The organism is Amycolatopsis albidoflavus, assembly GCF_039525725.1.
Taxonomy (GTDB): domain Bacteria; phylum Actinomycetota; class Actinomycetes; order Mycobacteriales; family Pseudonocardiaceae; genus Amycolatopsis; species Amycolatopsis albidoflava.
Genome location: NZ_BAAAHV010000009.1, coordinates 485934 through 507616, shown reverse-complemented (window position 1 = coordinate 507616; position 21683 = coordinate 485934). Strand labels below are relative to the sequence as shown.

The window sequence follows — 21683 nt, the reverse complement described above, 5'->3', positions numbered from 1 at the left end:
GCCCGCGCGGATCGGCGGGCGGCCCAGGCTGGTTACCTGGCTTCCAGTTCCTCGTCCAGCAGGGCGAACAACTCGTCCGCGCTGGCTCCTTCCACGTCCTCGTCCGGGACCAGCGACGCGAGCACTGCCTTCAACCGCGTCACGACTCCGGAGACCTCGTCCGGTTCCAGGCTTCGCACGACGTCTTCCAGCGCGTCCAGCTGGATCTCGACTGCTGACGGCGCACCGTCCGCGACGAGGTGTTCTCCCAGGACCTGCACGGACGGGTAATCGAAGATCAGCGTCGCGGGCAGGCGCATTCCGGTGAGGACGTCCAGCCGGTTGCGCAGTTCGATGGCGGTCAGGGAGTCGAAGCCCAGTTCGATGAAGCCCTTTCGCGGGTCCACCGCGTCCCGTCGTTCGTGGCCGAGGACTACGGCGGCGGTGCCGCAGACCAGGTCGACGGCGGCCCGCACTCGTTCGGCGCCGGACAGGCGCAGGACCTGGTTCCAGGAATCGTCGACGACCTCGACGCGGCGGCGTCCTCGGACCAGGCCGCGCAGCATCGCGGGGACGCTGTGGGCGTCCGCGCGAAGACCGGACATGTCCAGCCGCACCGGCACCAGCGACGGCTGGCCGGCGGCGACTGTCGCGTCGAACAACTCCAGGCCGTCGGCGAAGGACAGGCCGAAGACGCCGGACCTGGCCATGCGGATCAGGTCGGTGTCGGCCAGATCGTTGGACATGCCGCCTTCCGACCACAGGCCCCACGCCAGCGACACGGCGGACAAGCCTTGCGCCGCGCGGTGGTGGGCAAGGGCGTCCAGGAAGACGTTCGCCGCGGAGTAGTTGGCTTGGCCTGCGGCACCGAGTGTTCCGCCGGCCGAGGAGTACAGCACGAAGGCGGCCAGGTCCAGGGACGCGGTCAGTTCGTGCAGATGCCACGCGGCGTCGACCTTCGGGCGGAGCACGGCGTCCATCCGTTCCGGGGTCAGCGACAGCAGCACGCCGTCGTCGACGACACCGGCGGTGTGGATTACCGCGGTCAGCGGGTGGTCGGAGGGAACATCGGCGATGAGGCCTGCGACGGCGTCCCGCGAGGCCAGGTCGCAGGCCACCAGCGAAACCGACGCACCCAACTCGGTCAGGGAGGCGACGAACTCGTCGGCTCCTGGTGCGGCGGGGCCACGGCGGCTCGTGATGAGCAGGCGGCGGACGCCGTGTTCGGTGACCAGGTGGCGGGCGATCAGCTGGCCGAGCACACCGGTGCCGCCGGTGACGAGAACGGTGCCATCCGGGTCGAAGGCGACGGCTCCGGAGGGCGCGTACTTTGCCAGTCGGTGCACCAAAACCGCGCCGTCGCGGACTGCGACGCCGGGTTCGTCGGCGTACATCGCGCCGAGCACCGAACCGATCGGGAGCGGGCCGTCGTCGAGGTCTACGACCATGAAACGGTCTGGGTACTCGAGTTGCGCGGTGCGGATCACGCCCCAGAGCGCGGCGTGGGTGAGGTCGGGCGCACCCTCGTCCGGACGAGTGGCGATCGCGCCGGAGGCGACGACGACCAACCGCGAAGCAGCCAGAACGTCCTCGGCGACCCAGGATTGGGCCAGCGAAAGGAGGTTGTGGACGGCCGCGCGAGCCCCTTCCGGGGTCGCCGTTTCGGGAGCGGCGAACGGCACGTAGACGACGTCCGGCACCAGCGCGCCGTTGTGGATGGCTTCCAGCAGCGCGTTTATGTCCACATAGGACTCGCCGCCGAGGCTGAAGGGATCGTTGCCCAGGACGGCGGTGGTCACCGCGGCGACGTCGTCGCCCTGCCACGGGATCCAGTCGACGCGGAACAGCGAATCGTCCACCGCGGAACGCGCGGCGGCGGCGAACGCGTCGTCCGCGATGGGGCGCAACGCCAGCGAGTCCACGCGCAGCACCGGTGCGCCGGACGCGTCCGTCGCGGTGAGCGAGACGGTGTTCTCGACGTCCGACGAGATCAGCACGCGCAGGTTCGCCGCGCCGCCCGCGTACAGCGAGACGCCGGACCACGCGAACGGCAGGACCGGCTTGTCCTCGGTCGGGCCGGCGAGGCCGATCGTGTGCAGGGCAGCGTCCAGCAGCGCGGGGTGCAGGCCGAACGCGCTGCCGTCCGCGTGCTCGGGCAGCGCGACCTCGGCGGCCAGCACGTCGCCCGCTTGCCAGGCACGACGGAGGCCCGCGAAAACCGGGCCGTAGTCGAAGCCTTGCGCGGCCAGCTCGTCGTACCGGGAGGTCACGTCGATCTCCGTGGCCCCGGCCGGCGGCCATGCTGCGGCGACCGCGGACGGCTCACTGGCTGGGGAGAGCCGGCCGCTGCCGTGCTGGACCCACTCGTCGGCGTCCTCGGCCTGGGAGAAGATCCCGAGCGCGCGGGTGCCGTCGTCCTCCTCCGCGCCGACGGTCACCTGCAGCCGCACCGCGCCCTGTTCCGGCAGGATCAGCGGCGCGGCCAGGGTGAGCTCGTCGACCCTTCCGCAGCCGACCTCGTCACCCGCGCGCACGGCCAGCTCGACGAACGCCGTGCCGGGGAACAGCGCGTTGCCCTGGACGACGTGGTCGGCCAGCCACGGCTGCGCGGCCAGCGAGAGCCGTCCGGTGAGGACGACGCCGCCGGAATCCGCCGTGCCGACCACCGCGCCGAGCAGTGGGTGCGCGGCTTCCCGCTGCCCGACCTCCGCGACGCCGCGAGCCCGCGCGCCGGTTGGGTTGTCCAGCCAGTAACGCTTGCGCTGGAAGGCATAGGTCGGGAGTTCGACCGGGTGCGCGCCGGGGTAGAACGCGTCCCAGTCGGCTGTCCCGCCGAGCGTGAACAGAGTCGCGACCGCGGCGGCGGCCGACTCCGCTTCGGCTCGGTCCTTGCGCAGGACGGGGATGAAGGTGGCGTTGGCAAGGGCGGCGCCGATGGTGGCCGGGTCGAGGGTGGCGGTGCCGCTGGCTGCGGAACCGACACCGTCGGCACTCGCCCTGGATGCACCGGTTGACGCACCGTTGCTACCGGCATTGCCGACACCGGCTTCGCGGCGAAGGGCAGCATCGCTACCGGCGGCAACGACTTCAGCCGCACCACCGATCGCAGCACCGGCACCGGCGGTGCCAGCGTTGGCATCGCCGCCAACCGCGCCACCGGCACCGGCAGCACCACCGTGAGCAACACCGCCGACCGCACCATCCACATTGGCACCGCCGCTGACCGCGCGTCCGTTACCGGCAGCAGCACCGCTGGCAGCATCACCGACGTTGGCACCGCCGCCGATCGCGCGTCCGTCACCGTCACCGGTAGCACCACCGTTGACCGCACGCCCGCTACCGCCGCTGGCAGCAACACCGGCGTTGGCACCACCGTCGGCCGCACGTCCGCCACCGGTCGTACCCGCCGCAGCGGCGTCCGCACAGCTTTGCCCCATCGCGGTCAGCACCGCGCTCGGGCCGACTTCGACGAAGGTGTTCACCCCTGCGCCAGCCAGCGCGTGTATGCCGTCCGCGAAGCGGACTGCTGAGCGGACCTGGCGCACCCAGTAATCCGGCGTGGCCACATCCGCCGATAGCTCCACTGTGGACACAACAGGCACCGAAGGCGCAGAGTACGTCAGCGTGCGCGCCACCGCGGCGAACTCGTCCAGCATCGGGTCCATGAGCGGCGAATGGAACGCGTGCGACACCCGCAACCGCGAAGTTCGATCAAATTTCCCAGCAACCGCAAGTACTTCTTCTTCTACCCCCGACACTACCACCGACCGAGGGCCGTTCACGGCGGCGATTCCTACACCATCGGTTAGTAGCGGAAGCACCTCGTCCTCGGTAGCCTGCACCGCGACCATCGCACCGCCGGTGGGCAGCGCTTGCATCAGGCGAGCTCGGGCGACTACCAGTTTTCCGGCGTCGGCAAGGGAAAGCACCCCGGCGACGTGCGCGGCGGCGATTTCTCCGACGGAGTGGCCCAGCAGGTAAGAAGGACGGACGCCCCACGACTCCAGGAGGCGATACAGGGCGACTTCCACCGCGAACAAAGCAGGTTGCGTGTAGCCGGTCTGGTCGAGACGGTCGGCATCGGCGAGCAGGGAGCGCAGAGGGACGTCGAGGTCCAGAGAAGCACCGACCTCGTCCAGGGCGGCGGCGAAGACCGGGTACGCGGCGGCGAGGTCCAGGCCCATGCCAGCACGTTGGGCACCTTGGCCGGTGAAGAGGAAAGCCACGCGAGGAGTAGAAGCTACGCCTTCGACCACCGCGGAAGATGCGCGGCCTGCTGCATAATCTGCCAGAGCGCGCGCGGCAGCTTCCCGGTCGGCGGCCACCACCCCGGCCCGATGCTCGCTGAGGGTTCGCGTCGTGGCAAGGGAAAGCCCGACGTCGGCGGCGGAGCCTGAGGGAGCAGACCCAGCCAGTTGAGAAGCCTGAGCCCGCAGAGCCTCCGGCGCGGAAGCCGATAGCAGCCAGGTCACTGGCCCAGCAGAAGCGGACGGCGCCGGAGCCGGATCGCCTTGTTCGACGATCACGTGCGCGTTCGTCCCGCTGATGCCGAACGACGAAACCGCAGCCCGCCGGGGACGGTCGGCCGACGGCCAAGGCGTCGATTCGTTCAGCAGTGCGACAGTGCCATCAGCCCAGTCGACGTGCGGCGAAGGCTCGTCCGCGTGCAGCGTCGGCGGCAGCACGCCCCGACGGAGGGCCTCGACCATCTTGATGACCCCGCCGACCCCAGCGGCAGCCTGAGTATGTCCGACGTTCGACTTGAAAGAGCCGACATACAACGGCCGTGAAGGGGTAGCGACCTTGCCATAGGTGGAGATCAGAGCTTGCGCTTCGATCGGGTCGCCTAGTTTGGTGCCGGTGCCGTGCGCCTCCACGGCGTCCACATCGGACAGTTCCAAGGAGGCATCAGCCAGGGCCGCACGGATTACCCGCTGTTGAGCAGGGCCGTTGGGCACGGTGATCCCGCTCGAAGCGCCGTCCGAGTTCACCGCGCTGCCACGTAGCACCGCGAGTACGTGGTGCCCGTTGCGCCGAGCGTCGGAAAGCCGTTCCAGCAACAGCATTCCGGCACCCTCAGAACACCCGACACCATCCGCGCCGCTGCCGAAGGCCTTGCAGCGACCGTCCGAGGACAGGCCGTGCTGTTCGCTGAAGTACACGAACATGTCCGGCGTGACCATCACCGTCACCCCGCCCGCCAAAGCCAGCGAGCATTCCCCGCGCCGAAGTGCTTGTGCGGCAAGGTGCATCGCGACCAGCGACGACGAGCAGGCGGTATCAACCGACACGGACGGGCCCTCAAGGCCCAGTGTGTACGAGACGCGCCCGGAGATCAGGCTGCCGTCGCTGCTGCCCGCGCCGTAGTCGTGGTACATGACGCCGGTGAACACCCCGGTCGCGCTACCCCGAAGGGTCGACGGCACGATCCCGGCCCGCTCGACGGCTTCCCACGCAGTCTCGAGCAGCAACCGCTGCTGCGGGTCCAGCGTGACCGCCTCGCGCGGGCTGATGCCGAAGAACTCCGGCTCGAAATCAGCGGCGTCGTAAAGGAAACCGCCTTCGTTCGAGTAGGTCGTGCCGGGCCGGGCACCGGTCGGGTCGTGCAGGGCGGCCGTGTCCCAGCCGCGGTCGGCCGGGAACTCGCCGATCGCGTCGACGCCGCCGGCCACCAGGTCCCACAGCCGCGCGGGCGTGGTGACCCCGCCGGGATACCGGCAGCCCATGCCGATGATCGCGATCGGCTCGGACTGCCGCGCGGCCAGCCGCTGGTTGTCCGCACGGAGCCGTTCGTTGTCCGTCATGGACTGCCGCAGCGCGGCGACGATCTGCTCGGTCGAAGGAGCGGACTTGTCGGTCACTGGGATTCACCCCGTTCGTCGGTGCCGCCCATCGCGGAGCGGACCAGGTCGGCCAGGTCCATCGAGGCGACTGCCGCCGCCGCGTCGTCGGTGCCGTTCAGTTCTTCTTCAACAGGAACTGCCGAAGCAGGCGCCAGTTCCGCCAGCAGGTGCCGGGCCAGCGGCAGCGGGCTCGGGTAGTCGAAGATCAGCGTCGCGGGCAGCCGCAGCCCGGTCGCGGCGCCGAGCCGGTTGCGCAGTTCCAGCGCGGCGAGCGAGTCGATGCCCAGGTCGGTGAAGCCCTTCTCGACTCCGACCGCCGAAGCGTCGTCGTACCCGAGGACTGCCGCCGTGTGCTCGCGCACTAGGTTCAGCGCCGCCGAGTCGCGCTCGTCCGCCGGGAGCGTGGCGAGCTTGTCGGCGAACCCGGCTTCCGGTGTCGCTGCCGCCGACGAGGCAACAGCTGCCCGCCGCGGTCCGGCTGTGACGAGACCCTTCAGCAGTGCCGACGCACGGTCGGCGTCCTTGAGGTCGAGCTTCACCGGCACCAACGCCGCCGCCGAAGCCGCCAGAGCCGCGTCGAACAACTCCAACCCCTCAGCCGCAGTCAGCTCTGCGACGCCGGACCGGGCGATGTGCGCCAGGTCCACCTCGCCGTCGGTGCCTTCCCACGGACCCCACGCGAGCGACGTCGCCGGGAGGCCGAGCGAAGCGCGGTGCTCGGCCAGCGCGTCCAGGAACACGTTGCCAGCCGCGTAGTTCGCCTGCCCCGCCGCGAGCAGCAAGCCGCCCGCCGAGGAGTAGAGGACGAACGCCGCCAGGTCCCGAGAAGCCGTCAGCTCGTGCAGGTTCCAGGCCGCGTCCACCTTGGGCCGCAACACATTCTCGACCTGCTCCGGCGTCAGAGCGCTCAGCACCGCACTGTCCATCTGCCCGGCCGCGTGCACCACAGCGGTCAGCCGCGGCAGCGTGTCGAGCAGCTTCGCCAGCGCGTCCCGGTCGGTGACGTCGCACGCGGCCACAGTCACCTTCGCACCCGAGCCGGCCAGTTCGTCGACCAGTTCCCGCGCCCCCGCCGCGTCGAGACCGCGACGGCTGGTCAGGACCAGGTCGCGGGCACCGCGAGCGACCAGGTGCCGGGCCAGCAGCCCGCCGAGCAGACCCGCGCCGCCGGTGATCAGCACCGTGCCGTCCGGATCCCACTCGACCGGCTCGCCGACCTCGGTGACCCGGGTCAGCCGCGGCACGCGCACCTCGCCGTTCCGCACCCGAGCTTCCGGTTCGCCGGACGCGACGACCGCGGGCAGCGCCCGGGCCGACTCGGCCGAAGCGTCGAGGTCCACGACCTGAATCCGGCCGGGATTCTCCGCCTGCGCGGCCCGCACCAGACCCCAGACCGGAGCCTGCGCCAGCTCGTCGCGAGTGACCACGACCAGCTTGCCGTCCCCAGTGGACAGCCAGTTCTGCAAGTGCCGCAACGTTTCCTGCACGACCTGGTGCACCTGAGAAGGCACCGAGCCAGTACCCGAACCGACCGGCAGCACCAGGACATCCGCGTCGACCGGCTCGGCCTTCGTCGGCACCCCGAGACCGAGGTCGTCGGTACCGAGCACGGCCCAGCCGTCCAGCGAAGGAACCAGCCGAACGCCTGAAGCGGGCTGCCATTCGATCCGGTACAGCGAGTCCGGCACCTTCGCGCCGAGCTGGCCTTCCGACACCGGCCGCGTGACCAGCGAGGCGATCTGCGCCACCGGAGCACCAGCGGCGTCCGCCAGGTCGAGCGACGAACCGCTGTCGGTCTTCCGGACCCGCACCCGCAGCGCGGTCGCGCCGCTGGCCTGCAGCGACACCGAGTTCCATGCGAACGGGATAGTCGTCTCGGTCAACGCCTTCGGACCGCCCGGGATCAGGAAGTCCGTCGCGCCGAGCGCCGAGTCGAGCAGACCCGGGTGCAGGCCGAATTCGTTCGCCGCGGTGCCTTCCGGCAGCGCGACCTCGGCGTATACCTCGCCTTCGCGCAGCCAGATCGCCCGCAGGTTGCGGAACGTCGGCCCGTAGCCGAAGCCGAGCCCGGCCAGGTCGTCGTACAACCCAGTCAGGTCAACCTGTTCCGCACCGGCTGGCGGCCACTCACTCAGCGAGAATTCTGCCGCCGAACCATTGGCCAGCGTGCCCGCGGCGTGCTGGACCCAGCCAGCTTCGGTCCGCGAGTGCACCGACAGCTCCCGGCGGCCGCTGCCGTCCGGCGCGCTGATGACCACGCGCAGGTCGACTCCGTCTTCCGGCAGCAGCAGCGGTGCCTGTTGGGTCAGCTCCTCCAGCAGGTTGCAGCCGACCTGGTCACCGGCGTGAATCGCCAGCTCGACGTACGCGGTGCCAGGCAGCATCGTCCGCCCCATCACCACGTGGTCGGCCAGCCACGGCTGCGTCGCGACCGACAGCCGTCCGGTCAGCACCGCGCCGCCGTCGGGCAGTTCCACCAGGGCACCCAGCAGCGGGTGTCCGGCGGACTGTGCGCCCAAAGTGCTGACGTCGCCGGTCGGCTTAGTCGCGTCAAGCCAGTAGGACTTGTTCTGGAACGCGTACGTCGGCAAGTCCACAGTGGACGCACCCTGGCCGGCGAACAGCGCCTTCCAGTCGATCTTCGCGCCCCGGGAGAACAGCGTCGCCAGCGCGGTGAACACGGTCGGCACCTCGGCCCGGCCGCGCCGCATCGCGGGCACCTGGACGACCCGGTCCGGCCGGTCGGCCACCGCGGTGTCGCATTCGCGAGCCATCCCGGTGAGCACCGCGTCCGGGCCCAGCTCGACGAACCGGGTCACTCCCGCGGCGAGCAGCGTGCTGACCCCGTCGGCGAACCGGACGGCCTCCCGCACGTGGCCCACCCAGTACTGCGGCGAGCGCAGTTCGGCGGCGGTCGCGATCTTGCCGGTCACGTTCGACACCACCGGGATCGACGGCGCGGAGTAGGTCAGCTTCTCCGCCACCACCGCGAACTCGGCCAGCATCGGCTCCATCAGCGACGAGTGGAACGCGTGCGACACGACCAGCTGCTTCGTCCGTCGACCGGCTTCCTTGAAGGCCGCCATCGCAGCCTGCACCGCCTCTTCCGGACCAGAGATGACCACGGATCGCGGCCCGTTCACCGCCGCGATGTCCACACCCGAAGGCAGCGAGGCGCGCACCTCGTCCTCGGTGGCCGCGATCGCCGCCATCGTGCCTCCGGTCGGCAGCGCCTGCATGAGCCGGCCGCGAGCAGCGACCAGCGAGCAGGCGTCGGCCAGCGAGAACACTCCGGAGACGTGCGCCGCCGCGAGTTCGCCGATCGAGTGCCCGGCGACGTAATCCGGCGTGACGCCCCAGGATTCGACCAGCCGGTACAGCGCGACCTCGATCGCGAACAGCGCGCATTGCGTGTACGCGGTCTGGTTGAGCAGCGGCGAGTCTTCCCAGATCACCTGCTTGAGCGGGGTTTCCAGCTCGGCGTCGAAGAGTCCGCAGATCTCGTCGAACGCTCCGGCGAAGGCCGGGAACGCCTCGTACAGCCCGCGTCCCATGCCCGGCTGCTGCGCGCCCTGTCCGGTGAACAGGAACGCCGTCAGGTCGGCCGCGCTGACCGTGCCCGCGACAGTGCCCGCCGGGGTCCGGCCGTCGGCCAGTCCGTCGAGCGCCTTCAAAGCCGCTTCTCGGTCGGCCGCCAGGACCACCGCGCGGTGGTCGAGCGCGGCCCGTGCAGTGGCCAAGGTGTAGCCGACGTCGGTCAGGCTGACGTCCGGGTTGGCCCGCAGGTGGGCGGCCAGCCGGGCGGCCTGGTCGGCGAGCGCCTGCTCGACCGAACCAGCCAGCGGCAACGGGATTGCCGCGAGTTCCGGTGCGGTGCGCCGGGTTTCGGTGGCCGGCGCGGGCGGTGCCTCCTCGATGATGATGTGCGCGTTGGTGCCGCTGATGCCGAACGACGAAACGCCGGCGCGACGCGGGTGACCGTTGCGCAGCCACGGCCGCGGTTCGGTGAGCAGCTCGATGTTGCCCGTGGTCCAGTCGACGACCGGCGACGGCGCGTCGACGTGCATCGTCTTCGGCAACATGTTGTGCCGCAACGCCTGCACGACCTTCATCACGCCGGCGGCACCACCGGACGCCTGCGCGTGGCCGATGTTCGACTTCACCGAACCCAGGTACAACGGCCGCTCGCGGTCCTGCCCGTAGGTGGCCAGCAGCGCCTGCGCTTCGATCGGGTCACCGAGCTTCGTGCCCGAACCGTGTGCCTCGACAGCGTCCACATCGGACGGTTGCAGCCCACCAGCCGCGAGAGCCGCGTGGATCACGCGTTCCTGCGACGGGCCGTTCGGGGCGGTCAGACCGTTGGACGCACCGTCCTGGTTGACCGCGCTCGACCGGACCACCGCGAGCACCTCGTGGCCGTTGCGCTGCGCGTCGGACAGCCGCTCCAGCAGCAGCAGACCAGCGCCCTCGGCCCAGCCGACGCCGTCGGAAGCCGCGGAGAACGACTTCGACCGGCCGTTGGGCGAAAGCACGCCCTGGCGGCTGGAGTCGACGAACAGGTCCGACTGCGACAGCACCGTGACGCCGCCGGCCAGCGCCAGCCCGCATTCCCCCGCCCGCAGCGCCTGCACCGCGAGGTGCAGCGTGACCAGCGAGGACGAGCACGCGGTGTCCACCGTCATGCTCGGGCCCTCAAGGCCGAGCAGGTAGGAGATGCGGCCGGAGACGACCGCGCCGGAGCTCCCGTTCGGGATGTAGGCGGCGACGTCGGCCGGGGCGCCCGGGGCACGGCTGCCGTAGTCGTCGTACATCGCGCCGGTGAAGACGCCGGTCAGGCTGCCGCGCAGCACGGTCGGGTCGATCCCGGCGCGCTCGATGGCCTCCCACGCGGTCTCCAGCAGGAGCCGCTGCTGCGGGTCCATCGCCATCGCCTCGCGCGGGCCGATGCCGAAGAACGCCGGGTCGAATTCCGCCGCGTCGTGCAGGAAGCCGCCCTGGTTGGCATACGTCTTGCCGCGCTTGCCGCGTTCCGGGTCGTAGATGCCCTCGGTGTCCCAGCCGCGGTTCGTCGGGAAGCCGGAGACCGCGTCGACCTCGTCGACCAGCAGCTGCCACAGGTCCTCCGGAGACCGGACGCCGCCGGGGTAGCGGCAGGCCATGCCGACGATCGCGATCGGTTCCTGCATCGACGCGTTCGTCCGGGCCGTCGTCGCCGGCACCTTCGCGACCGCGCCGAGCAGCTTGCCCTTGACGAAGTCCGCGACGGCCTTGGCGGTCGGGTGGTCGAAGATCAGCGTCGCGGGCAGCGTCAGGCCGGTCGCGGTGCCGAGGAGGTTGCGGAGTTCGACCGCGGCGAGCGAGTCGAAGCCCAGCTCCTTGAACGCGCGCGTTCCGTCCACTTCGGACTTGTCCGCGTAGCCGAGCACGGTGGCCACCTGCGTGCGGACGAGGTCGAGCAGCACTCGGTCCCGTTCGCTTTCGATCAGCGCGGCCAGTTCGTCGGCGAGCGCGTTGTCCGCCGCCTTGGCCGCCTTCGCCACGCGACGTGCCTTCGGCGGCACGAAACCACGCAGCAGTGCGGGCAGTTCGTCAGTGCGAGCCCGCAGCGCCGGGACGTCCACGCGAAGCGGCGCGATGACCGCGTCTTCCGTGGCCACGGCGGCGTCGAACAGGGCCAGACCCTGCTCGGCGGTCACCGCGGGCAGGCCCAGGCGGGCCATCCGGGCGAGGTCGGCTTCGGCGAGGTCGCCGCCGAGTCCGGTGTTCTCCGCCCACAGCCCCCAGGCCAGCGCGGTTGCCGGAAGCCCGGCAGCGCGCCGGTGTTCGGCGAGCCCGTCGAGGAACGCGTTGGCCGCGGCATAGTTCGCCTGCCCGGCGGGGAGCACCTGGCCGCCTGCCGAGGAGAACATGACGAACGCGGACAGCTTCCGGTCGGCGGTCAGCTCGTGCAGGTGCCAGGCCGCGTCGACCTTCGGGCGCAGGACTGCGTCAAGCTGTTCTGCGGTGAGGGAATCGAAGACACCGCTGTCGGCGGTACCGGCGGCGTGCACCACCGCGCCAAGGTCCGGCAGGCCGTTAACCAGTTGCTCGACCGCTTCCCGGTCAGCGACGTCGCAGGCCGCCACCTGGACCGTCGCGCCCAGGTCAGTCAGCTCTTCGACCAGCTGCGCGGCACCCGGAGCGTCGAGGCCGCGGCGGCTGGTGAGCACGAGGCTCTCCACGCCGTGCTCGGCCACCAGGTAACGCGCCAGCAGGCTGCCGAGACCGCCGGTGCCGCCGGTGATCAGGACGGTGCCGTCCCACGAGGTCGTGCCGGTCGATTCGGTGCGGGTGTAGCGCGGGGCGAGCACCGAACCGGCGCGGATCGCCGCTTCCGGCTCACCCGAGGCGACCACCGCGGCGATCGTCTCGACCTTGGTGTCCGTGTCCGCGTCGATCAGGAACACTCGTCCAGGGTGTTCGGCTTGCGCAGCGCGGGCGAGGCCCCACAGCAGACCCTGCGTGACGTCCACAGTGGACTCGCCAGCCGGAACCGCCGACTGCGTGACGATGGCGAGTTTCGTGTCCGTCAGCCGCGATTCGGCCAGCCACGCCTGGATCTCGGCGAGCAGCCAGGTGACGTTGGCCCGTGCCGCTTCCGGCACCGTGCCGTCCGCGGCAGGCACCGAGAGCGTCACGAGACCGGGCACCGGCTCACCGCGATCGACGGCACCGAGCAGGTCAGCGAACCCGCTGTAGGTGGCGGCCACGCCGACTCGGCCCTGGCCGATCGCGACGACGTCGCCCGGCTCCGCGGCCGGGACCGGCACGGACTGCCAGCCGATCTTGAGCAGCGAACCGTCCGTGGTCTCCGCCTGCGCGGCCAGTTCGGTCCGCACCGGCCGCGAGACCAGCGACTCGACCGACGCGACCGGGTTGCCTTCGCCGTCCGCGACCTCGATGGACGACAGCTCGTCGCCGTCGATCCGCACGATCCGCACCCGCAGCACCGAAGCGCCGACCGCGTGCAGGCTGACGCCGTTCCACACGAACGGAAGCAGCGTCGAACCGCTCGGGTCGCCGAGAAGATCGGCGTGCATCGCGGTGTCGAGAAGCGCCGGGTGCAAGCCGTAGGAGCCCGCCGTGGACGCGGCCGGTTCCGGCAGCGAGACCTCGGCGAACACCTCGTTGCCCCGTCGCCACGCGGCCTGGAGGCCCTGGAAAGCCGGGCCGTAGCCGTAACCGCGTTCGTTGAGCAGCTCGTACGCGCCCTCGACCGGGATCGGAGTCGCGCCCGCCGGCGGCCATTCGGTGAGGCCAGCGGGTTCCGGCCGCGCGGCGGCGGACAGGGTGCCCAGCGCGTGCTGAGTCCAGTCGCCGTCCGATTCGACCGGGCGGGAGAACACGGTGACCGGGCGACGGTCGCCGTTCGCGGGCCCGACCACGACCTGCAGCGCGACCGCGCCGTCCGGCGACAGGATGAGCGGCGCTTGCAGCGTCAGCTCCTCGACCACCGGATGGCCGACCTGGTCGCCAGCGGCGACGGCCAGCTCGACGAACCCGGTGCCGGGCACCAGGATCGCGCCCTTCACCACGTGGTCGGCGACCCACGGCACCGAGGAAGCGGACAACCGTCCAGTGAGGACAGTGGTGTCCGAACCGGACAATGCCACGACCGCGCCCAGCATCGGGTGCGCCAGCGGCTGCTGACCGACCGAGGTGACATCGCTGGACGGAGTCGCGTCGAGCCAGTAACGCTTGTGCTGGAAGGCATACGTCGGCAGGTCGAGCCGGACCGGACCGTCGCCGAGCAGCGGGCCGAGCTTCGCCGCGCCGCGGATGTGCAGACGACCGGCCGCGGTGAGCGCGGTGCGCACCTCGTCCTGCTCGCGCCGGCCAAACGGCACGAACTCCGCGTCGACGCTCTCCGGGCCGAGCGCGGACAGCACGCTGTCCGGGCCGATCTCCAGGAACGTCTGGACGCCGCTCTCCGCCAGAGTGGTAACCGCAGCACCGAACCGGACCGTCTCGCGGACATGGGTGACCCAGTACTCCGGCGAACGCAGCTCGTCGTCGGTGGCGAGTTTCCCGGTGACCGTCGAGACAATCGGGACCTTCGGTGCGTCGTACTTCAAGCCAGCGGCGATCTCGCGGAACTCGTCAAGCATCGGCGTCATCAGCGGCGAGTGGAACGCGTGGCTCACGCGCAACCGTCGCGTTTGGACATCGCCAGCAGCGCGCTCGATCTCGGCGACCACGTCCGCGTCACCCGAGATGACCACGGCGGCCGGGCCGTTCACCGCTGCGATGCTGACCGCGTTCTCGTGGCCCTGCAGCAGTTCGCGGACCGTCTCTTCGGTCGCGGAGAACGAGACCATCGCGCCGCGCCGGTCGTTCAGCGCGCCCATCAAGCGACCGCGAGCGGCGACCAGTTTCGCTGCGTCCTCAAGGGAAAGCACGCCCGCGACGTGAGCCGCGGCCAGCTCGCCGATCGAGTGCCCGGCGAGCGCGTCGGGCCGGAAGCCCCACGACTCGGCGAGCCGGAACAGCGCGACCTCGACCGCGAACAGCCCGGTCTGGGTGTACTGCGTCTGGTCCAGCAGGCCGCGGTCGGCGAGTTCGGTGGTGCCGAACACGACGTCCCGCAGCGGCACGTCGACCAGCGGGTCGATCGCCGCGCACACCGCGTCGAACGCCGTCGCGAAGGCCGGGTACGCGTCGTACAGCTCGCGTCCCATGCCGACTCGCTGCGCGCCCTGGCCGGAGAACAGGAAGGCGAGCTTCCCGTCCACCACTTGACCGGTCGGTGCGTCGCCGCCCACCAGCGCGTCGAGTCCGTCGGCAAGTTCTGCCGCAGTCTCGGCGACCACCACCGCGCGATGTTCCAGCGAGGCCCGCGTCGCAGCCAGCGAACGCGCGATCTCCGCGACGGAAACGCCCTCAGCGAGCCAAGAACGCAGCCGCGCCGCCTGTCCGCGCACCGCAGCGGCGGACCGGCCGGACAACGCGACCGGAACGATCGTCTGCGTCTCGGAAGGCCGCTCGACCGGGATCGCCGGAGCCTGTTCCAGGATGACGTGCGCGTTCGTGCCGCTGATGCCGAACGACGACACCGCGGCGCGGCGCGGCCGATCGACCTGCCACTCCCGCGATTCGGTCAGCAGCCGGACCGCTCCGGTCTCCCAATCGACCACAGTGGACGGACGGTCGACGTGCAGCGTCTGCGGCAACTGGCCGTGCTGCATCGCCATGACCATCTTGATGATGCCGGCGACACCCGCCGCGGCCTGGGTGTGACCGATGTTCGACTTGATCGACCCGAGCCAAAGCGGCTGATCCTCGGAACGGTCTTGGCCGTAGGTGGCCAGCAGCGCCTGCGCCTCGATCGGGTCACCCAGCGTCGTGCCAGTGCCGTGACCCTCGACAGCGTCCACTTCGGACGGCTGCAGACCAGCGTCGGCCAACGCCTTGGCGATTACCCTTTGCTGCGAAGGGCCATTCGGTGCGGTAAGGCCGTTCGACGCGCCGTCGTGGTTCACCGCGGAGCCGCGGAGGACGGCGAGCACCGGGTGCCCGTTGCGGCGTGCGTCGGACAGCCGCTCGACGAGCAGCATGCCCGCGCCCTCACCCCAGCCGGTACCGTCCGCCGCTTCGGCGAACGCCTTGCACCGGCCGTCGGCGGAAAGCCCGCGCTGACGGCTGAAGTCGATGAAAGTGTCCGGAGTGGACATCACGGTGACACCGCCGGCCAGCGCCAGCGTGCACTCGCCGCGACGCAGCGCCTGCACCGCCCAGTGCAGTGCGACCAGCGACGACGAGCAGGCAGTGTCCACGGTGACCGTCGGGCCTTCGAGACCCAGCGCGTACGACACGCGACCGGACACGACGCTGGCGAGGCTGCCGTTGCCGAGGTAGCCCGCGATGTCGTCGGAGACCGTGCCGAGGCGGGTGCCCCAGTCGTGGTACATCACGCCGGCGAACACCCCGGTCGCGCTGCCGCGCAAGGCGACCGGGTCGATTCCGGCGCGCTCGAACGCCTCCCACGAGACCTCCAGCAGCAGCCGCTGCTGCGGGTCCATCGCCGCCGCCTCGCGCGGGCTGATCTCGAAGAAGTCCGCGTCGAATTCGGCCGCGTCGTGCAGGAAGGCGCCGTGCTTGACGTAGGAGTGGCCGGGCTTGCCGGGCTCCGGGTCATACAGCGAGTCGACGTTCCAGCCGCGGTCGACCGGGAAGCCGGACAGCGCTTCCTCGCCCTCGGACACCAGCCGCCACAGGTCTTCCGGCGTCGCGACGCCACCCGGGTAGCGGCAAGCGATGCCGACGATGGCGATCGGCTCCTCCGGGTCCACGGTGGTCACCGGAGTGATCGTGCGAGTCGGGGCCAGCCCGGCCAGGCGCGACGCCAGGTACTCGGCGAGCGCGCGCGGCGTCGGATAGTCGAACACCAACGTCGCGGGCAGCCGCATGCCGGTGACCGAGTCGAGGATGTTGCGCAGTTCCACGGCGGCCAGTGAGTCGAACCCGATCTCGCCGAACGGGCGAGCCGGGCTGATCGCGTCCGCGCTGTCGTGGCCGAGTACAGCCGCGACGTGCGTGCGCACCAGGTCGAGCAAGGCGCGGTCCCGGTCTGCTTCGGCGAGGTGCGCGAACCGCTCGGCGAACTGCTGCTCCGGCGTCACTTCCCCGCTGGCGACGGCGATCCGGCGGCGACCGGCGGGAACGAGCCCGCGCAGCACAGCCGGAACATCCTCGCCGCGCGACCGCAGGGCAGCGCGGTCGACGCGGGTCGGCACGACCGTCGGAACGCCGGTGCCGAGCGCGGCGTCAAGGGCAGCAAGGCTTTCCGAGACGGTCAGCGGAGCCAGGCCCAGCCGCGCGATGCGGTTACGGTCCACTTCGGTCAGTGTCGCGCCCATGCCGATCGCCTGACCGGCGTCCGGGGCCCAAAGACCCCAGGCCAGCGACGTCGCGGGCAGGCCAGCGGCGTTGCGGTGCTCGGCGAGTGCGTCGAGGAACGTGTTGCCAGCGGCGTAGTTCGCCTGCCCGGCACCGTCGGCGAGACCGGCCGAGGAGGAGAACAGGACGAACGCGGACAGGTCCAGCTCCGCAGTCAGCTCGTGCAGCGCCCACGCCGCGTCGAGCTTCGGGGCGAGGACCGCGTCGAGCTGCTCGGCGGTCAGCGAGCCGATCATCGCGTTGTCCAGCACGCCAGCGGTGTGCACGACGGCGGACAGCGGGTGCTCGGCTTTCTTGATGGCAGCCGACAGCGAACGCTTCTTGCTGACGTCCGAGGCGACCACCTTCGCGGTCGCGCCCAGCTCAGCCAGCTCGTCGACCAGTTCGGCCGCGCCCGGCGCGTTGGGGCCACGACGGCTGAGCAGCAGCAGGCTGCGGACGCCGTGCTTCGTGACCAGGTGCTTCGCGACCTGGGCACCGAGACCGCCGGTGCCGCCGGTGATCAGCACGGTGCCGTCGGCGCGCCAGGTCGGCTCCCCGCTTTCGGCGGCCAGCCGGACCAGCCGACCGGCCGAGACCGCGTCACCGTCGATGCGCAGCTCCGGCTCGCCCGAGCCCAGCGCGGTCGCCAGGGTCGCCGCCGTGGCAGCGCCCTCGACCAGGACCACGCGACCCGGGTGCTCGGCCTGGGCCGAACGCACGAGACCACGGACGGCGGAGTCGGCCAGCGAGCCGCGCGTCAGCACGACCAGCCGCGACGAGGCGTAGCGGTCGCCTTCCAGCCACTGCTGCAGCACAGTCCGCACGCGGTGCGCGGTCTGCTTGGCAGCGGCGGCGATGTTCTTGCCCGGCACGGAAACCGGCAGCAGCACGACCTCGGGCACGTCGACCAGCGACACCAGCGAGTCGACCACCGGAACGTCGAAGCCGCTGACCGAGCCCAGCGAGGCGAGCGTCGGCAGCTCGGCGGAACCGGTGACCGGCGTCCATTCGACGGTGTACAGCAGGTCGCGCGCCTGGGTGCCGAGGTCAGCCTCGCGGACCGGCCGCGAACGGAAAGACTCGACGGACAGCACCGGCGTACCGGCCACATCCGTCACGTCGATCGAGACACCGCCGGTGGCCGGCGACGTGATCCGCACCCGGACCTCGGTCGCACCGGAAGCGTGCAGCCGCACGCCGGTCCACGCGAACGGCAACCGGATCTCGTCCGGCTCGCGCGCCTCGCCCGGAGCGAAGTCGGTGGCGTGCAGGACCGCGTCGAGCAGCGCCGGGTGGACGCCGAACGCCGCGTCGCGACCGGTTGCGGGCAGCGCGACCTCGGCGAACACAACGTCGTCGCGCTTCCACGCGGTGCGCAGGCCCTGGAACAGCGGGCCGTAGCCGTAACCCTGCTCGGCGAGTTCGGTGTACAGCTCGCTCGTCGCGACCACTTCGGCACCGGCGGGCGGCCATTCGCCGCGCGGGGCGGGCTCGACCACCGGACCGGCGGCGAGGACACCGATGGCGTGCCGGGTCCAGGCCGCGTCGGCGTCGTTGTCGGGGCGGGAGTGGAACTCGATGGTGCGGCGGCCGTCGACGTCCGGGCCGACCAGCGTCTGCAGCGCGACGCCACCCGTCTCCGGCAGTGCGAGCGGGGCCTGCAGCGTCAGCTCGTCGACCACGCCGTAGCCGACCTGGGCGGCGGCGTGCAGAGCCATCTCGACGAACGCGGTGCCCGGCAGCACCGGGGTGCCCGCGATCGCGTGGTCGGCCAGCCACGGGTGCGTCCGGAGCGCGACGCGGCCGGTGAGGACCAGGCCGTCGTCGCCCGCCAGGCCGATCTCGGCGGCAAGCAGCGGGTGCCCGGAAGCGAGCTGGCCGAAGTCCGCCGCGTCGCCGTGGCCGGTCGGCGCGGTAAGCCAGTAGTGCTTGTGCTGGAAGGCATACGTCGGCAAGTCGACAACCTGTGCCGGACCGAAGAACGCCGTCCAGTCGATCGCCACGCCACGGGTGTGCAGGCGGCCGAGCGCGGACGCGAGAGTGGTGACCTCGGGCCGGTCGCGGCGCTGCGCGGGGGTGAACGCGATGGCGTCGCTGGTGCCGGCGGCCATCGCGGACAGCACGGCGTCCGGGCCGACCTCGATCGCCGTCGTGACACCGGCGTCGACCAGCGCCTTGACGCCGTCGGCGAACCGCACCGCGCGGCGGACGTGCCACAGCCAGTACCCCGGCGAGCAGAGTTCTTCGGCGGTCGCGATCCGGCCGGTCACGTTCGAGACGACCGGGATCGCCGGGGCCGCGTAGTCGACGACCTCGAGGATCTCGCGGAACTCGGCCAGCATCGGCTCCATCAGCGGCGAGTGGAACGCGTGCGACACGCGCAGCTCGCTGATCTTGCGGCCCTGCATGCGGAACACCGACACGACGGCTTCCACCGCTTCGCGCTCGCCGGAGACGACGACCGACGTCGGACCGTTCACCGCGGCCAAGCTGACCTGGTCGCCGAGCAGCGGCTGGACCTCGTCTTCGGTCGCCGCGATGGCGACCATCGCGCCACCCTCCGGAAGCGCCTGCATCAGCCGTCCGCGAGCGGCGACGACCAGGCACGCGTCGGCGAGCGACCACACGCCCGCGATGTGCGCGGCGGCGAGCTCGCCGATCGAGTGGCCGAGCAGGAGATCCGGCCGCACGCCCCACGATTCGAGCAGCCGCGCCAACGCGACCTCGACCGCGAACAGCGCGCACTGGGTGTACTGCGTCTCGTTCAGCTCCTCGGCGTTGTCGCCGAAGAGAACGTCGCGCAGCGGGGTCTCCATCTGGACGTCGAGGTGGTCGACGGCCTCGTCGAAGACCTCGGCGAACTTCGGGTACGCCAGATACAGCTCACGCCCCATCGCGAGGCGCTGCGAACCCTGGCCGGTGAACAGCATCGCGAGCTTGCCCGGCGTGCGCTCGCCAAGGACGACGTTCGGGTCCTGCTCCCCTGCCGCCAGCGCCTGCAGCCCGCGCACGGCGTCAGCGACGTTCTCCGCGACCACAACAGCGCGCTGGTCGTGCGCGGCGCGAGTGGTGGCGAGCGAGAAGCCGAGGTCAGTCAACTGCAGGGATTCCACAGTGGACACGAGCGCAGCGGCCTGCGCCTGCAGCGCTTCTTCGCTGCGCGCCGAGACAACGAGTGGCAGGACCGGCAGCTCGTCACTGGTGGTTTCCGCTGCTTCGACGGCCGGAGCCTGCTCGATGATGACGTGTGCGTTGGTCCCGCTCACGCCGAACGACGAGATGCCGGCGCGGCGCGGACGTTCGTTCTCCGGCCATTCCCGCTGCTCGGTCAGCAGCTCGACCGCCCCTGCGGTCCAGTCGACGTGCGGCGTCGGCTCGTCCACGTGCAGCGTCTTCGGCAGCACGCCGTGCCGGATCGCCTCGACCATCTTGATGATGCCCGCGACACCCGCCGCGGCCTGCGTGTGACCGATGTTCGACTTAATCGACCCGAGCAGCAGCGGCGTCTCGCGGTCCTGGCCATAGGTGGACAGCAGCGCCTGCGCCTCGATCGGGTCGCCGAGCCGGGTACCAGTGCCATGCGCCTCAACAGCGTCCACATCGGACGCTTCCAGACCAGCGTCGGCCAGAGCGCGCTTGATCACGCGCTGCTGCGAAGGACCGTTAGGCGCGGTAAGGCCGTTCGAGGCACCGTCGGAGTTGATCGCCGAGCCACGGACCACAGCGAGCACCGTGTGTCCATTCGCGACTGCGTCGGAGAGCCGTTCCAGCACCAGCACGCCGACACCTTCGGCAAACCCAGTGCCATCCGCCGCCGCCGCGAAAGCCTTGCAACGACCGTCTTCCGCGAGACCACGCTGGCGGCTGAACGCGGTGAACGTGCCCGGCGCCCCCATCACCGCGACACCACCGGCCAGCGCGAGCTGAGTTTCCCCACGCCGCAACGCCTGCACCGCCAAGTGCAGCGCGACGAGCGAGCCAGAGCAAGCAGTGTCAACGGTCAGCGTCGGCCCTTCGAGACCGAGCGCGTAAGCGACGCGACCGGAGACGACGCTGGGCGCGTTGCCGGTGAGGAGGTAGCCGTCGAGACCGTCCGGAGCTTCGTGCAGCCGCGGGCCGTACTCCTGTGCCTCCGCGCCGATGAACACGCCGCCCGGAGTGCCGCGCAGCGTGGACGGGTCAATCTTGGCCCGCTCCAACGCTTCCCACGCGGTCTCGAGCACGAGCCTCTGCTGCGGGTCCATTGCGGACGCTTCGCGCGGCGCGATGCCGAAGAACCCGGCGTCGAATTCCCCGGCACCGGGCAGGAATCCGCCCGAGGTGACGTAGCTGCTGCCCGGCTTGTCCGGGTCGGGGTCATACAGGCTGTCGAGGTCCCAGCCGCGGTCCTCCGGGAAGCCGGAGATGGTGTGCACCTCGTCGGCGACCAGCCGCCACAACGCTTCCGGCGACACCGCGCCGCCCGGGTAGCGGCAGCCGATGCCGACGATCGCGACCGGCTCGTCGTTCGCGCCGCCGGCGGCCAGTGTCGCGGCCGACTCCTCCGCGCCGAACACCTCGGCGTGCAGGAAACGCGCGACCGCGGCCGGGGTCGGATAGTCGAAGGCCAGCGTCACCGGCAGGTCCAGCCCGGTCGCGTCGGACAGCTGCGCGTGCAGCTCCACCGCCGCGAGCGAGTCGAAACCGTGGTCGGAGAAAGCTTTCTCCGGGTCGAGGACGGCCGGAACCTCAGGCAGCGCGGCCTGCAGCGCCGCCCGCGTCGCGTCGTGGACCACGCCGGCGAGGAACCCCGCGCGGTCCGCCGGCGGCAGAAGCGTCAGCCGCTCCGCGAAGCCGGATTCCCGATTCTTCTCACTCTCACGCATTGCGCACTCCACCGCGGTAGCCAGGCAGCATTCATGGGTCGTCGGTCGGATCGTATGGCCGGCTCGCGCCGCGCCGGAT

At 71.1% G+C, this 21683-nt stretch carries 2 protein-coding genes; both read right to left on the bottom strand.

From position 1 onward, the window contains the following. Window positions 1-32 precede the first annotated feature (32 nt). Complete coding sequence (locus tag ABD156_RS14320) at window positions 33-5840, bottom strand: type I polyketide synthase (protein WP_344272067.1); 5808 nt, start codon at window positions 5838-5840, stop codon at window positions 33-35. Then, window positions 5837-21604 carry an SDR family NAD(P)-dependent oxidoreductase gene (locus ABD156_RS14315; protein WP_344272064.1) on the bottom strand — a complete coding sequence of 5256 codons (15768 nt, stop codon included), beginning with the start codon at window positions 21602-21604 and terminating at the stop codon, window positions 5837-5839. The genes ABD156_RS14320 and ABD156_RS14315 overlap by 4 nt, the downstream gene beginning before the upstream one ends. Between the last annotated feature and the right edge of the window lie 79 nt (window positions 21605-21683).

Excerpts from the sequence above, each read along its gene's own strand:
- ABD156_RS14315 (WP_344272064.1), bottom strand. The coding sequence starts at position 21,604 with ATGCGTGAGAGTGAGAAGAATCGGGAATCCGGCTTCGCGGAGCGGCTG.